Annotated in this window: 24 protein-coding genes and 1 CRISPR repeat array; of the genes, 12 read left to right on the top strand and 12 right to left on the bottom strand. The window is 54.7% G+C overall.

Going from position 1 to position 16,890, the window contains the following annotated elements:
- The first annotated feature begins 161 nt into the window (after nucleotides 1–161).
- The gene (locus RR_RS00685; RefSeq protein ID WP_011222246.1) at nucleotides 162–566 is read left to right on the top strand and encodes a transcriptional regulator; all 405 of its coding nucleotides are present in this window, start codon (nucleotides 162–164) and stop codon (nucleotides 564–566) included.
- 103 nt (nucleotides 567–669) lie between these two features.
- Here the strand turns inward: RR_RS00685 and RR_RS00680 are convergent, their stop codons facing one another.
- Complete coding sequence (locus RR_RS00680; protein ID WP_007189745.1) at nucleotides 670–1,011, bottom strand: hypothetical protein; 342 nt, start codon at nucleotides 1,009–1,011, stop codon at nucleotides 670–672.
- A gap of 92 nt (nucleotides 1,012–1,103) precedes the next feature.
- Between RR_RS00680 and RR_RS00675 the strand changes: the two genes are divergently transcribed.
- The gene (locus RR_RS00675; protein WP_011222244.1) at nucleotides 1,104–1,418 is read left to right on the top strand and encodes a hypothetical protein; all 315 of its coding nucleotides are present in this window, start codon (nucleotides 1,104–1,106) and stop codon (nucleotides 1,416–1,418) included.
- An 86-nt stretch (nucleotides 1,419–1,504) separates the two neighbouring features.
- Here RR_RS00675 and RR_RS00670 read toward each other — a convergent pair whose 3' ends face one another.
- Both RR_RS00670 and RR_RS00665 read right to left on the bottom strand, forming a co-directional pair.
- A complete protein-coding gene (locus RR_RS00670) occupies nucleotides 1,505–1,924 on the bottom strand; it encodes a hypothetical protein (RefSeq protein WP_011222243.1) in 420 nt (139 codons plus the stop codon).
- Nucleotides 1,921–2,520, bottom strand: a complete 600-nt coding sequence (locus RR_RS00665) for a site-specific integrase (RefSeq protein ID WP_007189742.1) — start codon at nucleotides 2,518–2,520, stop codon at nucleotides 1,921–1,923. The genes RR_RS00670 and RR_RS00665 overlap by 4 nt, the downstream gene beginning before the upstream one ends.
- Before the next feature lie 343 nt (nucleotides 2,521–2,863).
- Here RR_RS00665 and RR_RS00660 point away from each other — a divergent pair, with 343 nt between their 5' ends.
- The gene (locus tag RR_RS00660) at nucleotides 2,864–3,253 is read left to right on the top strand and encodes a response regulator (RefSeq protein ID WP_007189741.1); all 390 of its coding nucleotides are present in this window, start codon (nucleotides 2,864–2,866) and stop codon (nucleotides 3,251–3,253) included.
- Nucleotides 3,254–3,361: 108 nt separating this feature from the next.
- On the opposite strand, the gene RR_RS00655 is transcribed toward RR_RS00660, so the two are convergent.
- Nucleotides 3,362–3,619, bottom strand: coding sequence for a hypothetical protein (locus tag RR_RS00655; RefSeq protein WP_004966323.1), 258 nt, complete (start codon nucleotides 3,617–3,619; stop codon nucleotides 3,362–3,364).
- Between the two features lie 197 nt (nucleotides 3,620–3,816).
- On the opposite strand from RR_RS00655, the gene RR_RS00650 reads away from it, so the two are divergent.
- Nucleotides 3,817–5,070, top strand: coding sequence for a HEAT repeat domain-containing protein (locus RR_RS00650; RefSeq protein ID WP_049938429.1), 1,254 nt, complete (start codon nucleotides 3,817–3,819; stop codon nucleotides 5,068–5,070).
- Between the two features lie 9 nt (nucleotides 5,071–5,079).
- On the opposite strand, the gene RR_RS00645 is transcribed toward RR_RS00650, so the two are convergent.
- Nucleotides 5,080–5,901: a DUF7504 family protein gene (locus RR_RS00645; RefSeq protein WP_011222240.1), complete on the bottom strand. Its 822-nt coding sequence runs from the start codon at nucleotides 5,899–5,901 to the stop codon at nucleotides 5,080–5,082.
- A gap of 246 nt (nucleotides 5,902–6,147) precedes the next feature.
- Between RR_RS00645 and RR_RS00640 the strand changes: the two genes are divergently transcribed.
- Both RR_RS00640 and RR_RS00635 read left to right on the top strand, forming a co-directional pair.
- Nucleotides 6,148–6,438 (top strand): hypothetical protein, encoded by a 291-nt coding sequence (locus tag RR_RS00640; protein WP_011222239.1) that lies wholly within the window; start codon nucleotides 6,148–6,150, stop codon nucleotides 6,436–6,438.
- Complete coding sequence (locus tag RR_RS00635; RefSeq protein ID WP_011222238.1) at nucleotides 6,438–7,148, top strand: hypothetical protein; 711 nt, start codon at nucleotides 6,438–6,440, stop codon at nucleotides 7,146–7,148. The genes RR_RS00640 and RR_RS00635 overlap by 1 nt, the downstream gene beginning before the upstream one ends.
- A gap of 182 nt (nucleotides 7,149–7,330) precedes the next feature.
- Here the strand turns inward: RR_RS00635 and RR_RS00630 are convergent, their stop codons facing one another.
- From RR_RS00630 to RR_RS22000, 3 genes are read right to left on the bottom strand one after another with little or no spacing between them, the layout of a single operon-like run.
- Complete coding sequence (locus RR_RS00630; protein ID WP_004966330.1) at nucleotides 7,331–7,747, bottom strand: hypothetical protein; 417 nt, start codon at nucleotides 7,745–7,747, stop codon at nucleotides 7,331–7,333.
- Nucleotides 7,744–8,607, bottom strand: a complete 864-nt coding sequence (locus RR_RS00625; RefSeq protein WP_011222237.1) for a ParA family protein — start codon at nucleotides 8,605–8,607, stop codon at nucleotides 7,744–7,746. The genes RR_RS00630 and RR_RS00625 overlap by 4 nt, the downstream gene beginning before the upstream one ends.
- Nucleotides 8,604–9,359 carry an HNH endonuclease gene (locus RR_RS22000; RefSeq protein ID WP_148205376.1) on the bottom strand — a complete coding sequence of 252 codons (756 nt, stop codon included), beginning with the start codon at nucleotides 9,357–9,359 and terminating at the stop codon, nucleotides 8,604–8,606. The genes RR_RS00625 and RR_RS22000 overlap by 4 nt, the downstream gene beginning before the upstream one ends.
- Before the next feature lie 217 nt (nucleotides 9,360–9,576).
- Here RR_RS22000 and RR_RS00620 point away from each other — a divergent pair, with 217 nt between their 5' ends.
- Genes RR_RS00620 through RR_RS00610 form a run of 3 tightly spaced genes read left to right on the top strand, consistent with a single transcriptional unit; the run spans nucleotide 9,577 to nucleotide 11,813 of the window.
- Complete coding sequence (locus RR_RS00620) at nucleotides 9,577–10,089, top strand: type II toxin-antitoxin system antitoxin SocA domain-containing protein (protein WP_049938427.1); 513 nt, start codon at nucleotides 9,577–9,579, stop codon at nucleotides 10,087–10,089.
- 7 nt (nucleotides 10,090–10,096) lie between these two features.
- The gene (locus RR_RS00615; RefSeq protein WP_011222234.1) at nucleotides 10,097–10,591 is read left to right on the top strand and encodes a hypothetical protein; all 495 of its coding nucleotides are present in this window, start codon (nucleotides 10,097–10,099) and stop codon (nucleotides 10,589–10,591) included.
- A complete protein-coding gene (locus RR_RS00610; protein ID WP_011222233.1) occupies nucleotides 10,557–11,813 on the top strand; it encodes a hypothetical protein in 1,257 nt (418 codons plus the stop codon). Before RR_RS00615 ends, RR_RS00610 begins: the two co-directional genes overlap by 35 nt.
- Nucleotides 11,814–11,825: 12 nt before the next feature.
- Here the strand turns inward: RR_RS00610 and RR_RS00605 are convergent, their stop codons facing one another.
- Nucleotides 11,826–12,239 carry a hypothetical protein gene (locus tag RR_RS00605; RefSeq protein ID WP_011222232.1) on the bottom strand — a complete coding sequence of 138 codons (414 nt, stop codon included), beginning with the start codon at nucleotides 12,237–12,239 and terminating at the stop codon, nucleotides 11,826–11,828.
- A gap of 94 nt (nucleotides 12,240–12,333) precedes the next feature.
- Complete coding sequence (locus tag RR_RS00600; protein WP_232508500.1) at nucleotides 12,334–12,681, bottom strand: hypothetical protein; 348 nt, start codon at nucleotides 12,679–12,681, stop codon at nucleotides 12,334–12,336.
- Nucleotides 12,682–12,789: 108 nt separating this feature from the next.
- Between RR_RS00600 and RR_RS00595 the strand changes: the two genes are divergently transcribed.
- Nucleotides 12,790–13,245 (top strand): hypothetical protein, encoded by a 456-nt coding sequence (locus RR_RS00595; protein WP_011222231.1) that lies wholly within the window; start codon nucleotides 12,790–12,792, stop codon nucleotides 13,243–13,245.
- 43 nt (nucleotides 13,246–13,288) lie between these two features.
- Here the strand turns inward: RR_RS00595 and RR_RS00590 are convergent, their stop codons facing one another.
- Nucleotides 13,289–13,798: a radical SAM domain-containing protein gene (locus RR_RS00590; RefSeq protein ID WP_049938424.1), complete on the bottom strand. Its 510-nt coding sequence runs from the start codon at nucleotides 13,796–13,798 to the stop codon at nucleotides 13,289–13,291.
- Between the two features lie 247 nt (nucleotides 13,799–14,045).
- Between RR_RS00590 and RR_RS00585 the strand changes: the two genes are divergently transcribed.
- Nucleotides 14,046–14,897 carry an IS5-like element ISHma10 family transposase gene (locus RR_RS00585; RefSeq protein ID WP_011222229.1) on the top strand — a complete coding sequence of 284 codons (852 nt, stop codon included), beginning with the start codon at nucleotides 14,046–14,048 and terminating at the stop codon, nucleotides 14,895–14,897.
- 48 nt (nucleotides 14,898–14,945) lie between these two features.
- Nucleotides 14,946–15,407, top strand: a complete 462-nt coding sequence (locus tag RR_RS00580; protein ID WP_011222228.1) for a hypothetical protein — start codon at nucleotides 14,946–14,948, stop codon at nucleotides 15,405–15,407.
- A 159-nt stretch (nucleotides 15,408–15,566) separates the two neighbouring features.
- Nucleotides 15,567–15,859: a CRISPR direct-repeat array (repeat unit 30 nt; unit sequence GCTTCAACCCCACGAGGGTCCGTCTGTAAC).
- Between the two features lie 55 nt (nucleotides 15,860–15,914).
- On the opposite strand, the gene RR_RS00575 is transcribed toward RR_RS00580, so the two are convergent.
- Nucleotides 15,915–16,799 (bottom strand): IS1595-like element ISHma4 family transposase, encoded by an 885-nt coding sequence (locus RR_RS00575; protein WP_011222227.1) that lies wholly within the window; start codon nucleotides 16,797–16,799, stop codon nucleotides 15,915–15,917.
- Nucleotides 16,800–16,890 lie beyond the last annotated feature (91 nt).

Genomic DNA, 16,890 nt, shown 5'->3' with positions numbered 1-16,890 from the left:
TCGCGTCACCCGCTTCCTATGTAGAGAGGTTCATAGGCTTATTCTTATGGAGTTGATACCATAGGGTAGCGGATGTCGTCCTACACCACCATCGAAGACTGGCGGGATGTCAAAGACGGCTATGTGTTGCTGTGACCATCCGGCAGACGGAGGACCATACTATGCCCACGCTCAAAGTCACCATCGGCGAACGCGACCGTCTCGATCGGCGAACCCGCAGTCGTATCAAAGCCGCACAGGAAGGCGACAACTTCGAGGACGTCCAACCGAGACTGAATTTCGAATCATACGACCAACTCAATCGCCTCCTCAGCCCGAAGAACCTGGAATTGTTAGAGGCAATCTCTGAACACGAACCCGCGAGTATTCGCGAGGCCGCTGATCTGGTAGACTGCGACTACAAGCAAGTTCACCGGAATCTCTCCGAACTGGCAGATATTGGTGTCCTCGAGTTCGAAGGCGGCGGATCGGGGAAGGCGAAGACGCCAAAATTGGTCTACGATGGCCTTGAGGTCGATATCCCGTTTACTGGTTCGAACGGAACCACTAGTACTGCTGCGCCATAGCACTCCGCTGGTGTCTCCGTCGGTCACAGGTCGATTTGAGCCAGTAGTTCACCCTTTACGGGAGGAGTGTCGAATATCCAGACATGACAGCAACGGAGGTGTCTTACTCGCTCCCGACGTTGTTGAGCGCGCTGTTCAGCTCGAAGAGTTCTCGAACGACATCGCTGTCCGCAACTCGGTATCGACGTGGGGACGTGTCTGGAACCACTTCGATGAGTTCGACCTCGAGTAAGAGGTCGGTATAGTTGCCGACCGTCTGGCGCGTAACGCCTGCATGCTCTGCGAGTTCGGTTTTGTTGAACTCACGGTTCGGCGGGAGATCAAGCAACGCGTCGACGAGAATCGGGATGGCATCGTGCTGCGTGAGGTAGAGCCATCCGCTGGGGTGTTCCTTCCGGAGTTCTTTCTTTTCCCCGCGGTCGGCTGCGTGGTCCATACTGCTCATACGGGATAACTGCTCTACGCGTGTATAAGGATTTCCACTAGCGTTAATCACCATTAACAGGTGTTATATACGAGTGGCTTCATCGCTCGATTATGGAGAAGCCGTCGGTGAAATGTGCCCTCTTGGCTACGATGATTGCCAAACACAAATGGGGCACACCGATTACAGAGGACGCTCTGCTGAATCTCTCGGCTATTGGCGACGACTATCCAACAGCGCGCGAGGTCTACGCAGACCTCCGGAGTGAGCCGTATATCATCTATCGCGGCAATCGTGGTATCGAACTCGACAAGAGCAACTTCGATAGCCTCGCCGATGTCTTGTACCACGAGTGTGGCTGGGAAGCCTGGGAGATTGAGAGTCGCCTGAAACACTACGAGGGTATCGACGATCACCACTGGTCGTAACAACCAATCTGGGCTCTCCTTCGTAGCTGTATCCTCTGGGTTCTCGGTGAATCTTCTAAGTGGTCATCGCTCGTGGTGGCAAGCGTTCACAGGTAGTCTGAGAACCAATCCGGAGCGCCGGTGTACTCGGCCCAGCAGCGCTTGTGGCACGGCTCTCCTCGGGCATTCGGTATCGCGCGGTCAAGGTCGACCATCTCACCACAGAGGTCACACTCGGCGCGGTGGCCCATTTGTCGCTGTTCAACCGAGAGGTCCTTTGTCTCGATATGGAGCTCGTGCAACGCCCTCGGCGTGAGCCGGACCAGCACCTTCTCGCGGTCGTCGTCGTCCCGCCTCTCTGGTGTGTACGTGAGCACCCAGTCCTGGCCTTCCTCACCATCGCCGGCCGGGCCTAGGGAGATCGTCTGTGCCAACTCGTCCGAAACGTAGTGCCATTCGTTGTCGGCAAACCGTGGGTAGTGGCCCGTCGGTCGCGGGTCCTCGGGATCGATATCGTCGTCGGTCATAGAGACTCGACCTCCTGGAAGGCTTCGTCGATGACGTCCTCGCTGGGGGCGTTCAGATATGGTTCAATCGCAGCGAAGGAATCCCAGCCACCGACGGCCATCACCACACGCGGGTTCATCTGCTCGTCGACGAGAAGTCGTTGGGCGAACCGTCGACGGAGATCGTGCGTACTCACCTTCTCAAAGTCGTCGTCGCCGGTCGCCTCAGCCGCCCGTGCAGCTGTCCGTCGAACCACAGCACGGACACCCGGTTGCTTCAGATCGATAAAGGGGTCTTTCGGCGCGATGTTGTGCTCGTTCTGGAAGCGCTGGAGGTCGCGCTCGACGTCGGCGGGGAGGAAGGCATCGCGAGGCTTCCCACCGTTGCCGCTGGTATCTTTCCCGGCCTGGATACGGAGCCGGTACTGTCCACTCTCGGTCTGCTTGACGTCGACGGGCCGAACCTGTGGTATCTCGAAGGCACGCAGGCCAACGAACGCACCGATCTGAATAATGAGGTCGTCACGCTGACTGTTAGTGGCCCGCCGGAGGTCCTCGATTTCAGCGTCGTTCAACCATACTTTGTACTCGTTGCCCTCGGTCGCTTCAATTCGCATTACGATTCCTTTAGCTTCCGTCACTAAAGTATCTAGCGACTGGTAGGAACGGGGTGGGACACCCCGTGTACCGAGTGAAAATAGGATAGTCTGTTACGACTAATATGACAAGTCGTTACTCATTATCTTAGGCGTGTCTTTGAGATATGGCCGCTCGGTATGTCTACGTATTGAATAGGCGGTTCTTTTTGGCAGTTCTGAAAATAATCACCTTGCGAACTGTTCTGTGACACCTTACTGGCAGTGACATCCGTGGGCCGCGCACGGCGCAAAGTCCGCACTAGCTATCAAATATGATAATCGTGCCCATGTCGTTTTTGCAAATGTCATAAAATAGCTAAATATGTCGAGTAGTGTTCAAGAGGCAATCCAAGTCCTCCATGTTGATGATGAACCGGACTTTCAGGACCTCACTGTGGAATTTCTTGAACGCGAAGACGAGCAGTTCAGTGTCGTCGTAGCTTCTGGTGCCACCGAGGCTCTAGAAATAATCGACAACGACAAGCCAGACTGTGTCATTTCAGACTTCGATATGCCCAGAGTAGATGGACTTGAATTTCTACGGATGATTCGGATAAAGTATCCACAACTCCCGGTTGTTTTCTTCACTTCGCAGGACCGTGAGACGATTATTGGTAGTGCTATCGCCGTCGGTCCCACAGGCTATGTAAAAAAGGAGGCAACTGCTGAACAGTACGAATTTCTAGCCGAACAGATTCGCAGTACGATGTAGTGACCAAACCGCGACTTATCGGACAAGTCGTAATTACGCTAACGTCGGGATTTGGAATTAACCACGACGTTCGTTGGACGCCGTAACACGCCTCGAAAAGTGAATAAGTTACGCGCGCTCTCTATCTACCTCAACCAAATATTCAATAACAAAATCCCACTCGTCGAGATCATAGTGAATCGTTGCGACGTGAGTCTTTGGCTCATATTCGCCTGGATTGATATTTGCTCGCACTGCGTCCCATGCTGGTGTCTTGAGGTCCATTTTCTGACCGTGGTCGCTCTCATCGCGGATGTCCGGCGGTTCCGAATCAGTGGTTGAACCGAGGCTGCCAGCTTCCCTCACAACAATCTTTTCGTACCTCATACTGTCTTTACTCATCACCTTCCTTCCAGAGATAAATCTGCTCGTTTGACCCTGTTTCGACGGCGTCAATCATCGGCAGGTTGTCGGATAGTGACGCTGGATCGACCAGCGGTCATGCCGGACCAGTATTGCGACAATATGTTTAAGACTAAACAGAACCATGACGAAGTTACTAACACCAACCGGAGGCTGCATGGGTGTTCAACGACGAACCGGGTGATAACGAGACGTTCCTATATAAACTCGAACGGGAATCAGAAGTTCAGAAGCTTATCGCACACCTAAAACGGAGTAGGAAGAACTACGTTCGACGACGAGCGGCCACAATGCTGGGGAACATTGCAGAAATCTCGAACCCCAACGAGCGACGGCAGGCTGTCAAAGCACTGGTCAGCGCTGTTAAATCGGATGAGGACGACAGCGTTCGCGCGGCTGCGACCGACGCGTTGTATCAGCGTGGCGAGGACGCGTTCGACTATCTGGTCGCAGAACTCGCTGAGATGGGAGGCTCAGAGGCAACTGAGCGAACCGCGACAACACTGCTAACCGAGTGGCTCTCAGCTGACCACCTTGAGTTCCGGATGGTCGCGGCGACGGCACTTGGCGAACGTGGTGCGACGGCGGCTGTCCCGGACCTGGTTAGGGCGTTAACTGACCCGGCCCCTCGCGTTCGAACCCGGGCTGCGCAGGCGTGTGGGCGACTGTCAGATCCGCGAGTCGTCCCACCACTAAGTGAGCGCCTTTCAGATGGTCGACAGCAAGTGCGGGAAGCTGCCGCTAACGCACTGGGGGCCATCGGCACGGACCGCGCGCTTGCAGAGTTGGTTCCCGTAACCCAGGCAGACGAGGAGGGGCTTCGGCTCATTGCGGTCGATGAACTCGGACAGTTTGGGTCGGTAAAACCTGTCGTGGTCCTTGTTGATGCCCTTGATGACGACTCAACGACGGTCCAGCGGGCAGCGATGCTCTCCCTGTTGGAGTTACTCACGACGGCCTCCACAGAGGAACTCGAACTCATTCGCGGGACCGTTGTCGACGAACTGGCTCGAGCAGATGTCCAGGCAACAGTGCCGGCGCTACTTGATATCGCTGCAGACGGGACACGGCGGCGGTACCGGCAGACAGCGATTTGGTTGTTGAGCCGCATTACTGGTGACCGATATCGATCCGAAGTGATTGACTGCCTGCTCTCGACTCTAGACAAGCCCGACGAGGAAACCGCACAGCTAGCCGAAGCAGTGCTCCCAGAGCTACGGAGTCCCGAGTTAGAGAAGCGCCTTCGGGTGTATCTTAGCCGTGAACGTGGATCCGAAGAGGCACGGAGCCGCGCTCAAGCAGTTCTTGATGAGATATGCGACGGCTCCTCGGGAGAACTTGTGACAACGGGTGTCGACTATACATATGTCGACAGTCCGGCCGACTACACGAACCAGCACAGTTCGCGTGACTGACTGCACCTCTTATACGGTCCTAAACCGTGAACCCTTTGCCCGAATCTGCAGGTCGAACAGTTCCTTGAGTACGTTGATTTCTGATTCGGGCTGTGCGTTCGGATTCAGGTAATAGTGGGTGAGCGCATCCATGTTTGCCAGCCGAGAGTTTAAGACGTGAACGAACTTGAATGCCGTCTCAGTGTCGAATAAACGAAGTAGTTCGCTGAGAATATCAAATCCAACGGTTAGTCGCGAGTTGCTTGTTTGTTGTTCGTCCAAGACACGAACGAGCGTCTCACCAAGTTCGGTCATGCTTACTCCCTTATCCAAGATAGCGATGTCAAGTGGAGCCGCCTCCAGATCAATATCCGTAACATCGGCAAACGGCTGTGCTTTGGTCGTGAGGATCGTCGTCCAGGCTGGCCAGGATTGAAGCGCGTTGTCAAGAAATCGAACGCGCTCTGCTGGGTTATTAGTGACAAAAACTGCGACGTCTGCCGGCGATGTGAAATGCACGCGGGCGTTGTCGGCGCCTGCAGTTTCTAGTGGTGAGAGAATCAGGATATTACCGACCCGATCAATCCGGTCGGCCACATGAACACCAGAGTCGATGAGTGCGGAGACGTGTTTGAACAGGTGATTTTTGAATTTGGCAAGCCCCTCGTCGGCGTCGTAGCTCTGACTGGTCTGGTTGCAGTACGGGCAGTCCCACCTGAGGCTGAACTCGTCCGATTCAACGGTGTGTTTGTAATGGGAGAGTAAGTGGGATTTTACTGCATCTACGAGTTCTGACTGCTTCGACGACCAGACTGTGAACTTACACTCCCGACACTGCCACTGATGGACCATTCGGGTAGGGTATAATTCACTTCGAGTCAGAAATAAACTTATCTATACGTTCTCTGCTGTGATCTAACCAAACGTAATGAGGGCGATACAGTCGATTAACTCGCCGACTGCTACTCAGCGCAAAGCGGTGGGCAAATATGATGGTGTGGAAATCTATGGCTTATTGAATAGACTGCTCTATTGATCGCTCAGCTTTTCGCCGAAACACTCTAGGAAATCCGGCTAGTCATCTTGACATATACGGCTATGACTGATCCCGATTCACAGACCCCGATGCACGAGTGCCAAGCCGATCTCGTCGTCGCACTCGACCTAGATGACTTCTCGCCGGACGCCTATACGTCGGCATCGTATCTCGAAGCGGCCCTCGAGGCTGGCGTCACCGTTGTCGATCTCGCCACCGCCCACGATGTCTCGAAGCGCTCCATCTACCGCGTGCTGGACCGCCACGACATCGACTACGAAACGCCACCCAAAAACGGCCCTGCCCGCCGGCTCTGGAACGCCCATCCCGATTCGGTGCCCGGTGATGACTGATGGGCGCGACCGACACAGCTGCGACCGTCGACGCTGGTGTGGAGCCGTCGCTTGTCGACACGATCAAGAACATCGAGGAGGGTGATCTTCTCGTCGTCAACGGTACGTCACGAACTTGGGATGTCACGGATGTCGCTAACCACACCATTGAGGGCCCGAACGACGCTCGTGAGTCCAAGCGCGTGTGCCGACTGTCCTGTGGCGAGTCGGTGTTGGGCTTGGAGCTTGTTGCGTATCCGGACCACTACACAGCGTCGTTACACGCTCCTGCGGTTGAGGACTGGACTGAAGAGAGCCAGTCGTTCGATGTCCACGATGTCACCATCCTCTCGCAGGACATCCCGTGGGTGGTCGTGACTGGTGGCGCAGACAAGTACCACTTCCCGGACCCACAGGCAGCTGCGTTCGGTGAAGCGCGACCGGCTTGTGGCGGTGGCAATCAGAGCGCGACATATCGTATCGTCCGCTCGAATACTGTTCGGCCTACATACGCTGGCTGCAAAGATTGTCTGCGCCGCGAGAAACCCGTCGCACTCGACCACGTCACCTGTCCGTCCTGTTCACGGTCGATCTGTCACGGCATTCTTCGAGGCAGTGCGGTGGGGGCCGTCGACGGGCTGTCGATCACGTGCCCACACTGTGACTTCGACGGCGTGATCAATGTCGATGTGGCCAGCGGCTTCGCCGGCGTGGACGATCCGACGACGTGACCCACGGTGACTGCTGACGCACAGCCGTTGAGCCGGTAAACTCTATATTGCTATATCGAATATCTGTAGACTAGAGACAGATTGCATATCTGGATACAAAATCTAGATACAATATACAGATACACGATATGTGGGCCTGCACGCACATACAAATGACCGATCCGTGATGCAGAAACGGCGACTCAGAACTGTGTCTCTTGCCGTTCGGTGAAGGTCTCGTAGCCGTCTTCGCCGGCCTCAATAAGATCTGGTCGGACCTCCGCAAGTCCTGCCCGGACAAGCAGCCCAAGTACTGAACCGCGACTCTCCGAGTCGGTGGCATCTCTGTCGAGATACTCGCGAACATCGGCCCCGACAGCATCGAGTTGCCCAGCCTCGTCGAGGCCACGGATCAACGCTGCGAGGTTCCGATCTCGCATGGTGAGGTTTGTCGGGACTTCGCCAGCATCGAGTTCTTCGTAGACGTCGGCGATGTACTCCTCCAACGACGGCGCGTCGGGCTCAGTGTCTTGTTGCTGTGGCTCGCTCTGGTGCCGTTTCTGTTCTTTCGACTGTTCGAGTAGTTCCTCTGGGTCGCGGTCGTCTGTGGTGTCGCTCATCGGTCTGTGAGTCTGCTCAGCAGTTGCTCAGTGTTCGCACTGTACGCCTCACGGGCTCGCTTCCCGGTCGCATAGAGTTCGTCGTCAGGGACGGCGAAGAGCGTCCGGCCCGCGTTCTGGTTATTCCCTATGTCGGCGGTCTTCGTGACTGGTTCGCCGACGATTTCCGGATACTCCTCTGTCACATACTCGACGAACGACTCTGAGAGGGTCTCCTGGCTACTGATTATCGTCGGGATGATCAACGCCAGGCCGAGGTCGACATCAAGGTCAGCACTGATTTCCTCCAGCGTCGCATCCAGCTTCTGTAGCTGGTCACGCTCGAAGGCACCAGGCTTCAGTGGGGCGACGACATTCCGGGCAGCGAAGAGACCGTTGAGTGCGATGTTGTCCTCTTTGCCCGGGAGGTCGAAGATGACGAGGTCGTACTTGTCGGCGACGAGATCCTCGACGAACCCATCGAGTTTCTGGTAGCGCTCTTCGAGTGGGACGTTCGCGAGGTTGTTGTCCGCGCCACCCAGACCCGGGTCAGCTGGGATGAGGTCCGGGCCCTCGTCGGTCGGGAATGTCATCCGGTCCAGCAGGTCATCGATGTTGTCTCGGAGGAACGCCCAGTCATCACCGAAGACAGCTGAAATCGGAGCGTCGATTGAGACCCCGTCGTCGGTTGCCTCTTCGTCGACGATGGAGAGCCCGAAGTGTGTCGCGAGGTCGTTCTGCGTTCCGGCGAGGTCGACCAAGAGCACCTCGTGACCCCTGTTGTGTGCAGCGACAGCGATGTGGGCGGCGCTGGTTGTCTTCCCGACGCCTCCCTTTTCGACATAAGTAGCTATCCTCTTGATTTCTGAGCTGGTCATCATGCCACCTCTCTGTTTTCTACCTTACTGTGGCATTTAACACAAACAGGTTGTAGTTCAGCCTCTTCGTGCGCTGTCTCTATATCATCAAATTCCTCTACTGGTGGCTCATGATGGATGTCGAGACTCTTTCCGTATGTTCTGATATGAGTTGGTTCAGTGAGCCCGCAACTGGCGCAGCGCCCTTCCCATTCCAGTAATGCATCTATCCGGTAGGATGCCCAATCTGAGCCGTAGTATCTACTACCACCGTGTTCGAAATCTGGGTGTGTCTCTCCTTGGAATAGTTCAGTTCGGCACTCGATTGAGCAGAAATTGTGGTCTGTGAATCGGTGGCAGTACAATTCCAACTCTTTGCTGCAGTTATCGCATTCTACTGTTTCTGGCCCGCCCTGATATGATGGATGTTCAGATGTCTCGCTAACCCTCTCAGTATAGTGTTTCTGGTAGCAGCTCTTTGAGCAGTAGTGATTCGAATACCGTTCTGCTCTGTTTTTGTTTTTAGTAACTGACTCGCCACACCAGTCGCATTCAGTCTTGATTTGTCCCTGACTGTACTTGCATTCCTTAGAACAATACACCCCTTTTCCACGCTCTATTCTCGATTGGAACTCGCTGAACTCTTCGCCGCACTGCTCACAAGCCAGTGTCTCTTTCGCCAAAGACTCGCCGTGAGTCAGCTTATGATGGACTTTCATCCCGTGGTCATCGGCATAAATCTCACCACAGGTTGGGCATTCTTCCCCAGATTTCATATACAGATACTGTATACATATCGGTGATACAAATATATGCGTCAGACGCACACCCGTTCCAATAAGTTCAGAGTGGCATGGAACCAACCGCAGTTTCTGTACAACAGAGTCGGTTGCTAGAATAGCTAATTGTGACATTCCACCGACGTTGGACCGCTCTGTACGGTCCAGAAAATTTCATTACCTTAGGGCTAGTCGGACACGGTAGGTATCTTACGTGCCCCCAATCGACTCTATTGACCGGCGAACGGATGTTGCCTTCCTTCTCTTTCAATACGCCGAGACGATCGAGGGGGTCACCAAACTACAGAAGCTACTGTTCCTCATTGAGCAAGAGACTGAATTTTTTGAGGCGTATCAGGAAGACATCGCGTTCGAATTCGCACCGTACAAAATGGGGCCGTTTTCTGAGTACGTCTACGAAGAGATAGAGTTCCTTCTCTCATTGAATGCTATCGAGTCAGAACCACTTGATCGAGCGATCTCGAACGACAATAACGCGACTCTTGCTGAGAAGCGGTTCTCAATTACACCGAAAGGACAGAAAATTGCGAGTGAACTGGAGAAGCAACTTGAAGCTAAATATCGTCAGGAACTTCGGACAGTAGTTGACACCTATAATCGAATGGCACTGACCAGACTTCTTGAATATGTCTATCGGGAATATCCGAGCTTTGCTGCTGAATCAGAGATTCTTGACGAACTGGATGTAGAGTCAGGGCCGGTGTAAGCCACGTATGAGTAAGGTAGATCACGATCCGGCGTCTCGCCGATATGCGAAAAAGTGGCAGGAAACACTTGACCGGGATGAGTCGTACTATATCCCAGAAAAATACCAGCTCGGCATCGTCGCCAACTACTTATCTAGACATGATATCACCTATACGACTGAGGGAGAGGTCTTCTGCTATCCCATTGATATTCTTGCGGTCAAGCGAGGGTCAACCATCGCTATCGAACTGAAATCACGAAATGTCGGGGCAGGTATTGAGCAAGCGCAACGAAATACTGACTATGTCGACTATTCATTCCTCTCACTTTGGGACGACGACATTACCGATGAACTCCTCAGCCGGGTTAGTGACCTGAACATCGGTCTCCTTGGCGTTGGAGAAACAGTGACGGTATACTCTGGCCCTTCACAAACAGGTCAAGAATTATGTAAGAGAAGTAGCGTAATAGAAACGATACTTGACGATGTTCGAGGCGACCCTCCGATACAACAGCAATAGCGACAAGCACCCTGTCGGAACATCTTTGGAATATCTGGATTCGGTTCTCGTTCCTGCCCGGATGCTTGCAGCCAACGCGAAAGCGCTTCCATCGAATCTCCAAAACTACGCAGATGACGCCGGAGTGAGCTACTATATTGACCCGTCTCTAACGGATTTCAGGGTTGGTGATGATTTTCGAGATGACTCGGGTAGTGTCCGCCGATGGCACTGGGAGTATGCCGAGCAGGTTGACCCGCTTCTTGAAGAACTCCTGACAAAGCAAGAGAACCTCGATGCATCACAACTGCCTGATTCTCACGTTGAGACACTGACGAAGGCGTCTGTTGCCTTTCAGGAAGGCTTTGTGGTCACACAGCTCGAAGAAGAGGTTGGCAAGTACGATTCGCTCTCCGATCCAGATTCATATCGCCCTACGGCAGTCATTCCATGGTATCACAAGATCCGCACGCCAAGCGACATTGAGGTCAACGACACGATACTCACCGCTGCACGAGACGCTGCATCGCTCCCGCTGAAACCCTGTTTGTTCATAACGAAAGACATCCTGCGGAGCAGTACACATCTTGACGAACTTCTTTCGCTACTTTCTGAGCACAATATTGAGCAGTGCTTCATCTGGGTGGAAAATCTTGATAAACACGAAACTGGCCAGCACGATTACGAGCATATTGCCCGGTTCGTGTCCGATCTTGCCGATGCTGGTGTATCGCCACACTTCTACTATGGTGACTACTTTGCCACGCTCCTATCTCATCTTGGCCTTGATGGAACTATCTACGGTTCGATGTATGGTGAAGAAGATGCGGAACGGCGTGAACAACGCGGTGGTGGCGGAGTAATCACTCGATACTATCTCGATGAGGTCTCTGACTTTGTCAAGATTCCTGCTGTGGTGGACGTCCAACAGCGGGTCGGAGCTGAGATGTGTGAGTGTGATGTCTGTGAGCGGCAGTTTGATTCATGGCAGGATTTAGCAGCCTTGGAGAACGACGATGACGAAAACATACAGACGCCGATGAAAAAGCATCACCTCCGGATACGCTGGCGACAGATACGCCAGGTTGAATCAGAGTCGCTTACCGACTCACTTGACCGTCTGGAGTCAGACTATCAAGAGTACGTAATGCCGTTCTCTCGGTCAAATCAGGTTGCAGATTCGAAATCTCTCAATTATCTACCGTGCTGGCAGAACGCACTCGAAGCGATCGTGTCTGAGTAAGCTACCGCAGGGTCAGCTCAGTAACCAGAGCACGACGACCACGACGATCGCGAAAGCGAGAATCGGAAGCAGGTACTGGCGGACCAGGGCAACCGGTGCGAGGATCGTCGCCCGAAGTGTGTGATAGGCACGCCGTGCCGTTGCGGTAAGTCCAGATCCACTCGCCTCCTTGTGGGCCGGCAGTGTATCGTGCTGGCTGGCCTCGACCGAGCCATCGACGGCCACGTCGGGGCTGGACTCGAACCCGGGATCAGGCGTTGTTCCGTAGGTCTGGGTGTCTGTATCGTCCAGTGCATCCGGGCCTGTCGATGAACTGGACTGGAGATCGGATTCAGCGACAGGTTCGAAGGTGGTTGCAGTGCACTCACGGCATTCATCGGGATTCTGTGTATGAACCGTCTCACACCGCGTGCACATCCAGAACATCAGGTGCTGTATCGAGAGTCCTGTAGAAAATACCTTGGGGGTGCAGCTACCGTTTGCATCGACGCTTGCGGGGATAGCAGAGCCCAGCTTTTATTCAGCTCATCAGCTTCGGCGATGTGTGCGGCAGCACCTCGTCGTGGATGAACCGCGTGAACTCGATCGTGTCCATATCTTTGGGATCGTAGATAGCGAGCCAACCACTCTCCGAGAGGACGAGCTTCAGCAGTCGGCCGTCGTACTTCAGATTCGTCAGGCCCAGCTGACTGTTCTCGTTGCTGTGGATGAACTCCGCCAGATCGGGCTCGCTGTCGATGTCGCCATAGGCTGCACCGCTATCGATCGGGCCGTCGCTCGCTCGGAACCAACCCATCCATGGGTCGGCGTTGTGGTGTGCCGCTGCGAACGACTCGAGGTCGACCTGGGCGGGGTGGATCGTCTCCACCTACTGCGACTCTGGCTATTACTTTCACTCCGGTGGGCGAGTGTTTATATTGTTTCCACCTCATCGGAAAGTTGTCTCCCAGTGAAAAAGATAGGAGACAGAAACACAATGAGTACTGGATTAGCGATTGTCGGTACGATTGCAGCAGGATACGTCCTGGATCAGTTGAGTCAGTCAAACAAAGATCACGACGATGTTCTCAAAGACACCTATCAAGCGGTATCTCAGGCAGCCGCCGCGGACTCCTCACTCTACGTCGATCATATCGACGTGGACGCAGCAGGTAATCCACGGTCAGCGACGCCAGGGACCGATCACGTTCCGGACCTTGTTCTGACGGGCTTTGCGGACAATAGCATCGTCGTTGAAGTCGAAACTGGAGATTCACTCAACGGTGACGCGCTTGACCAACTCGAAGACTTCTCGAAACCCGGTTATACACGGGCCCTTGTTGTACCTGACTCTGTCGTGGATGATGGGATACAGTTCATTGAGGAGTACACCGACGCGGCGACAGCAAATATCGTCGTTTGTGGACCGAGCGACACGCCGAAGTTGCTGTAATCGCCCTTCTGCGGGTAGCAGTGGAGTATTTTTTGTACTCCTGTTAGAGCAACTGGTCTAACGCGCCTTTTTGTCCAGTCAGTCCGGACTGTGCCGCTGACGTACCTGTTTGCTTCCCGGAGAACGACTCCGGTGAGACGGCCTGTTGCATTGCTGTGAGCTTCGACCGCAGCTGGCCGCTCGTCGAGCGCACCAACTCATCGTCTGGCCAGGAATGGATTTCGAGCCCGTCAAAGCGCGTTGCGACTTGCTGAACCGTGTTGAGTTGTTCGAGGGCGTACTCGACCCAGTACTGGTGGCTGTCCTGCATCTGCTGGAGTTCGGTGACAACGTCGTCGTAGCCGGCTTCTTTGGCGGCGGTGAGACACTGCTGGAAATTCGCGCCACGGGGATTGATTGGTTCGTGGAAGACGACAACCTCGCCGAGCGCTCTAAAGTAGCTGAGTAGCTCGTGAAAGTCGTCTTCGCCCATCGTCGGGTATGTGGGTGACATCGAGACGAACACCGACACACCGGCCTGCTGGAGTTCGTCTAACGCCTGCCAGCGAGTCATCGTCGACGAAGATATCGACAAAGCAGAGCTAACCAACATTTCGTGAAATATCGGACCGTTGTTGGTTAGCCATCGACACCTGTCCGATAGCGTCGACTTTTTACCACTGTTTCCCTCGTTTGATTGTCAGTTATTGCCGGAGGGCGGCCTATTGGTTTCCCCTAGGTTCTTTAGCGTACCTGCTACCGTCTAGAGGGCTCAGTTGAATCCACAGATGGCGCCGGGATAGGTCGTTAGAATCACCGGTATGAAGCGGGAGAGTAATGTTATGCACAACACCCTCTTCCGCTTCGTGAAGCAAGTGGCTTCACTCGCTCAAAAGCTTACTGACGCTGCGCTGATGGAACTGAGTGATCCAGCCGGCAACGGGTTTGCCGGCTGGAAGCACGCAGTCTTGCTCTATCTGCGCGAACACATGAGCGCGGAGTACGAGGAAATCATCGACTGGGCCGAAGAGATGGAACGTGTTCGAGCGGTATTGAATCTTCAACGCGGGGAGTTTCCCGCGCCTTCGACGCTGTGTAAGGCGTTCAAACGGGCATCGATAACTGTCTGGCGACAGCTGCTCCGCCGGTCGGCGGAGCTGCTGGACCAGAATGGTCACGCCGCAATTGATGCCACCTACTTCGACCGTCAGCAGGCATCGTCTCACTACTTGCGACGGATTGATCGTTCCGTCAAAACGATCCAGACGACGTTTCTCGTAGATACAGCTGAGGGAGCAATTCTTGACTTACACTGCAGCACGAAGTGGCCTGACGAAACCAAGATCGGCCCGAAGGTCGCCCTGCGGAACGCGGGCGACCTTCGAAGCTTGGCCGCTGACAAAGGCTATGATGACATGAGCTTCCGTGAGGAGCTTCGAAACGCCGGGATTTGTCCGCTGATCAAGCACCGTGTTTTCGCTCCTTACGATCACGCACACAACGCCCGAATAGACGACGAGCTCTATGGTCAGCGATCACAGACTGAGTCCGTCAACTCCTCAATCAAGCGCTCGCACGGCTCCGCCGTCCGAGCGCGTGACTGGTTCCGCCAGTTCCGGGAGATAACGCTCATAGCCGGCGTTTATAACGTGGAGCAGGCAATTGAACGCTGAAACGCCGAAATTCGCCGGATTCAATTGAGCCGTCTAGAGTATTCACCTATGAGTCAGGCCACACTCGGGTCCCCCTACCGGAATTCTGACCTCTTTGCGGGCTACTATCTCGACGAACGGGTCGCCGACCTGGACGACTGGGAATGTGACGACGACGCGGCGCAAGCCTTCGAGGATCTCCAAGCGCTCTGGGAAGGCGAAGGCGACCTGCTGCCGTCGTACAACGAAGACGAACTGCTGGGTGCATGGATCGACGAAGTACTCGATATCCTCGGCTTCGACACGCTGCAGGAGACGACACTCCCGGACAGCGGCGGGTACAACGACCGCTTGCTCTTCGAGTCTGCTGACGCCCGGCGAGATGCGGCGCGACAGAAACGCGACGGCAACACCGAGGGCATGTACGGGCTGTCGGCGGCCGTGCTTGAGGCCAAGCAGTGGGACGCCGATTTCACCGAGCGGTTTAGCGAACAGCGCTTCTATCGCGATGCCTCATACGGAGTTGTGTAGCAATTTACCGGTGTCCACCCACCTCGGAGCCGGTGTAATCCGAAAATAATCTACACTAATCCGTATCACACCAGATCAAATACTAAGCCGTTTGTGTCGGTCGCCGTAGACGAGGTCGGTGGTAACGATAACCTTCGATAACTGTGATGCGGGCGAATTGCTTCAACCGCCCATGGGTCCGTCTGTAACAGAGTTTTCTTTCAGCGTTTTGTGCTGGTCCCGCCAGCTTCAACCCCACGAGGGTCCGTCTGTAACCTGTATGTCCACGGCCACAACCACAACGTGTGGGAGCTTCAACCCCACGAGGGTCCGTCTGTAACTCCGTCGTGTGCAAGGACTGGACTTTGAGGGGACGGGCTTCAACCCCACGAGGGTCCGTCTGTAACGTCAGGAAAGGTCTACATGAGCAACAAGTGGGCGGGGCTTCAACCCCACGAGGGTCCGTCTGTAACCATATTTGTCCATCCAGTATTTCACAGTACGCTCATCCGTAGCACATTGTTGATTTCACAGCGTTGCTTGAACAGCGTGTTTGAGAGCATCTCGGCCGGGTTTCCGAAACAGCTCTCGGCGTAGCTGAAACGCTCTAAGATACTGTGTCAGCTTGTCTTTGGAGATACCTCGGTGGGGCGAGAGCCACCGTCGCACCTGCGACGCGTGGCTCTCGCAGGTGTTGACGTGCACCTCATCGTCGGCGTATTCACCGTCGCCATGGACGACGTATTCGCGGTCGAATGCGTCGTCATCTTCGAGCGGTTCGTACGCTCGAAAGCCGTCGGTATAGACAGTGAGCGACTCCTGCTGGCGGTCGGCCAGCAGGAGTCGAATCGTCGATTCGTCTGCGGCTTTCGCTGGAATCACGTACCGCTGTTCGGTGCCACGGTCGGCGATGATGAAGATCGGTGGCTTGTCGCTGCTATACGAACCACGCCCGCGCGTAGACAGGCCACGCGAGCGCGACTCCCGGTCGCGCTCGCGGCCTTTCTTCCCGGCAGAGACGTACACTTCGTCGATTTCGACCGGGCCGACGAGATTGAGGGAAGGCGCATCGAGCGCTCTGGCAAAGCGCTCGATGCGCCGGTGCATCGTTTTGTGTGTCACCTCGATTTCGCACTGTAGTTGGCGGAGACTCGTATTAAACCGGAGAAACGCGTAAATTGAAAACAGCCACCGTCGGAGCGCAATCTTCGAATGAGCGAAGATTGTGCCAGTCTTATCGTTGAACGTGCGGTCGCAATTCTTACAGAGATACCGTTGAAACTCTCTGTAGCTGCCGTTTCTGACCGTCCGGTCAGAACGGCAGCGAGGACAGGTAACACCATCACGCCAGCGAACCTGCTCCAACAGGTCCGCTGCGACCGATTCCGACCCAAACACATCTAGCGGAATCATTCGTGTCGGGCACCGCTGGCGCGGTGCTCTTGTCCTCTTCGACTCCGCAGCTACTGCTCTCCAGTATCAACAATCTCCTACGCAAGAGCGT

This window comes from Haloarcula marismortui ATCC 43049, assembly GCF_000011085.1.
Classification (GTDB): Archaea; Halobacteriota; Halobacteria; order Halobacteriales; family Haloarculaceae; genus Haloarcula; species Haloarcula marismortui.
This window is presented reverse-complemented; position numbering and strand designations above follow the sequence as displayed.

Bases quoted from the DNA above. Each gene is read 5' to 3' on its own strand.
- RR_RS00625 (WP_011222237.1), bottom strand. From the start codon at position 8,607: ATGATGACCAGCTCAGAAATCAAGAGGATAGCTACTTATGTCGAAAAG.
- RR_RS00615 (WP_011222234.1), top strand. From the start codon at position 10,097: ATGAGTAAGGTAGATCACGATCCGGCGTCTCGCCGATATGCGAAAAAG.
- RR_RS00595 (WP_011222231.1), top strand. From the start codon at position 12,790: ATGAGTACTGGATTAGCGATTGTCGGTACGATTGCAGCAGGATACGTC.
- RR_RS00610 (WP_011222233.1), top strand. From the start codon at position 10,557: ATGTTCGAGGCGACCCTCCGATACAACAGCAATAGCGACAAGCACCCT.
- RR_RS00575 (WP_011222227.1), bottom strand. From the start codon at position 16,799: ATGATTCCGCTAGATGTGTTTGGGTCGGAATCGGTCGCAGCGGACCTG.
- RR_RS00675 (WP_011222244.1), top strand. From the start codon at position 1,104: ATGGAGAAGCCGTCGGTGAAATGTGCCCTCTTGGCTACGATGATTGCC.
- RR_RS00590 (WP_049938424.1), bottom strand. From the start codon at position 13,798: ATGACTCGCTGGCAGGCGTTAGACGAACTCCAGCAGGCCGGTGTGTCG.
- RR_RS00605 (WP_011222232.1), bottom strand. From the start codon at position 12,239: ATGTTCTGGATGTGCACGCGGTGTGAGACGGTTCATACACAGAATCCC.
- RR_RS00580 (WP_011222228.1), top strand. From the start codon at position 14,946: ATGAGTCAGGCCACACTCGGGTCCCCCTACCGGAATTCTGACCTCTTT.
- RR_RS00635 (WP_011222238.1), top strand. From the start codon at position 6,438: ATGGGCGCGACCGACACAGCTGCGACCGTCGACGCTGGTGTGGAGCCG.
- RR_RS00640 (WP_011222239.1), top strand. From the start codon at position 6,148: ATGACTGATCCCGATTCACAGACCCCGATGCACGAGTGCCAAGCCGAT.
- RR_RS00670 (WP_011222243.1), bottom strand. From the start codon at position 1,924: ATGACCGACGACGATATCGATCCCGAGGACCCGCGACCGACGGGCCAC.
- RR_RS00655 (WP_004966323.1), bottom strand. From the start codon at position 3,619: ATGAGGTACGAAAAGATTGTTGTGAGGGAAGCTGGCAGCCTCGGTTCA.
- RR_RS00660 (WP_007189741.1), top strand. From the start codon at position 2,864: ATGTCGAGTAGTGTTCAAGAGGCAATCCAAGTCCTCCATGTTGATGAT.
- RR_RS22000 (WP_148205376.1), bottom strand. From the start codon at position 9,359: ATGAAATCTGGGGAAGAATGCCCAACCTGTGGTGAGATTTATGCCGAT.
- RR_RS00630 (WP_004966330.1), bottom strand. From the start codon at position 7,747: ATGAGCGACACCACAGACGACCGCGACCCAGAGGAACTACTCGAACAG.
- RR_RS00680 (WP_007189745.1), bottom strand. From the start codon at position 1,011: ATGAGCAGTATGGACCACGCAGCCGACCGCGGGGAAAAGAAAGAACTC.
- RR_RS00685 (WP_011222246.1), top strand. From the start codon at position 162: ATGCCCACGCTCAAAGTCACCATCGGCGAACGCGACCGTCTCGATCGG.
- RR_RS00645 (WP_011222240.1), bottom strand. From the start codon at position 5,901: ATGGTCCATCAGTGGCAGTGTCGGGAGTGTAAGTTCACAGTCTGGTCG.
- RR_RS00585 (WP_011222229.1), top strand. From the start codon at position 14,046: ATGAAGCGGGAGAGTAATGTTATGCACAACACCCTCTTCCGCTTCGTG.
- RR_RS00665 (WP_007189742.1), bottom strand. From the start codon at position 2,520: ATGCGAATTGAAGCGACCGAGGGCAACGAGTACAAAGTATGGTTGAAC.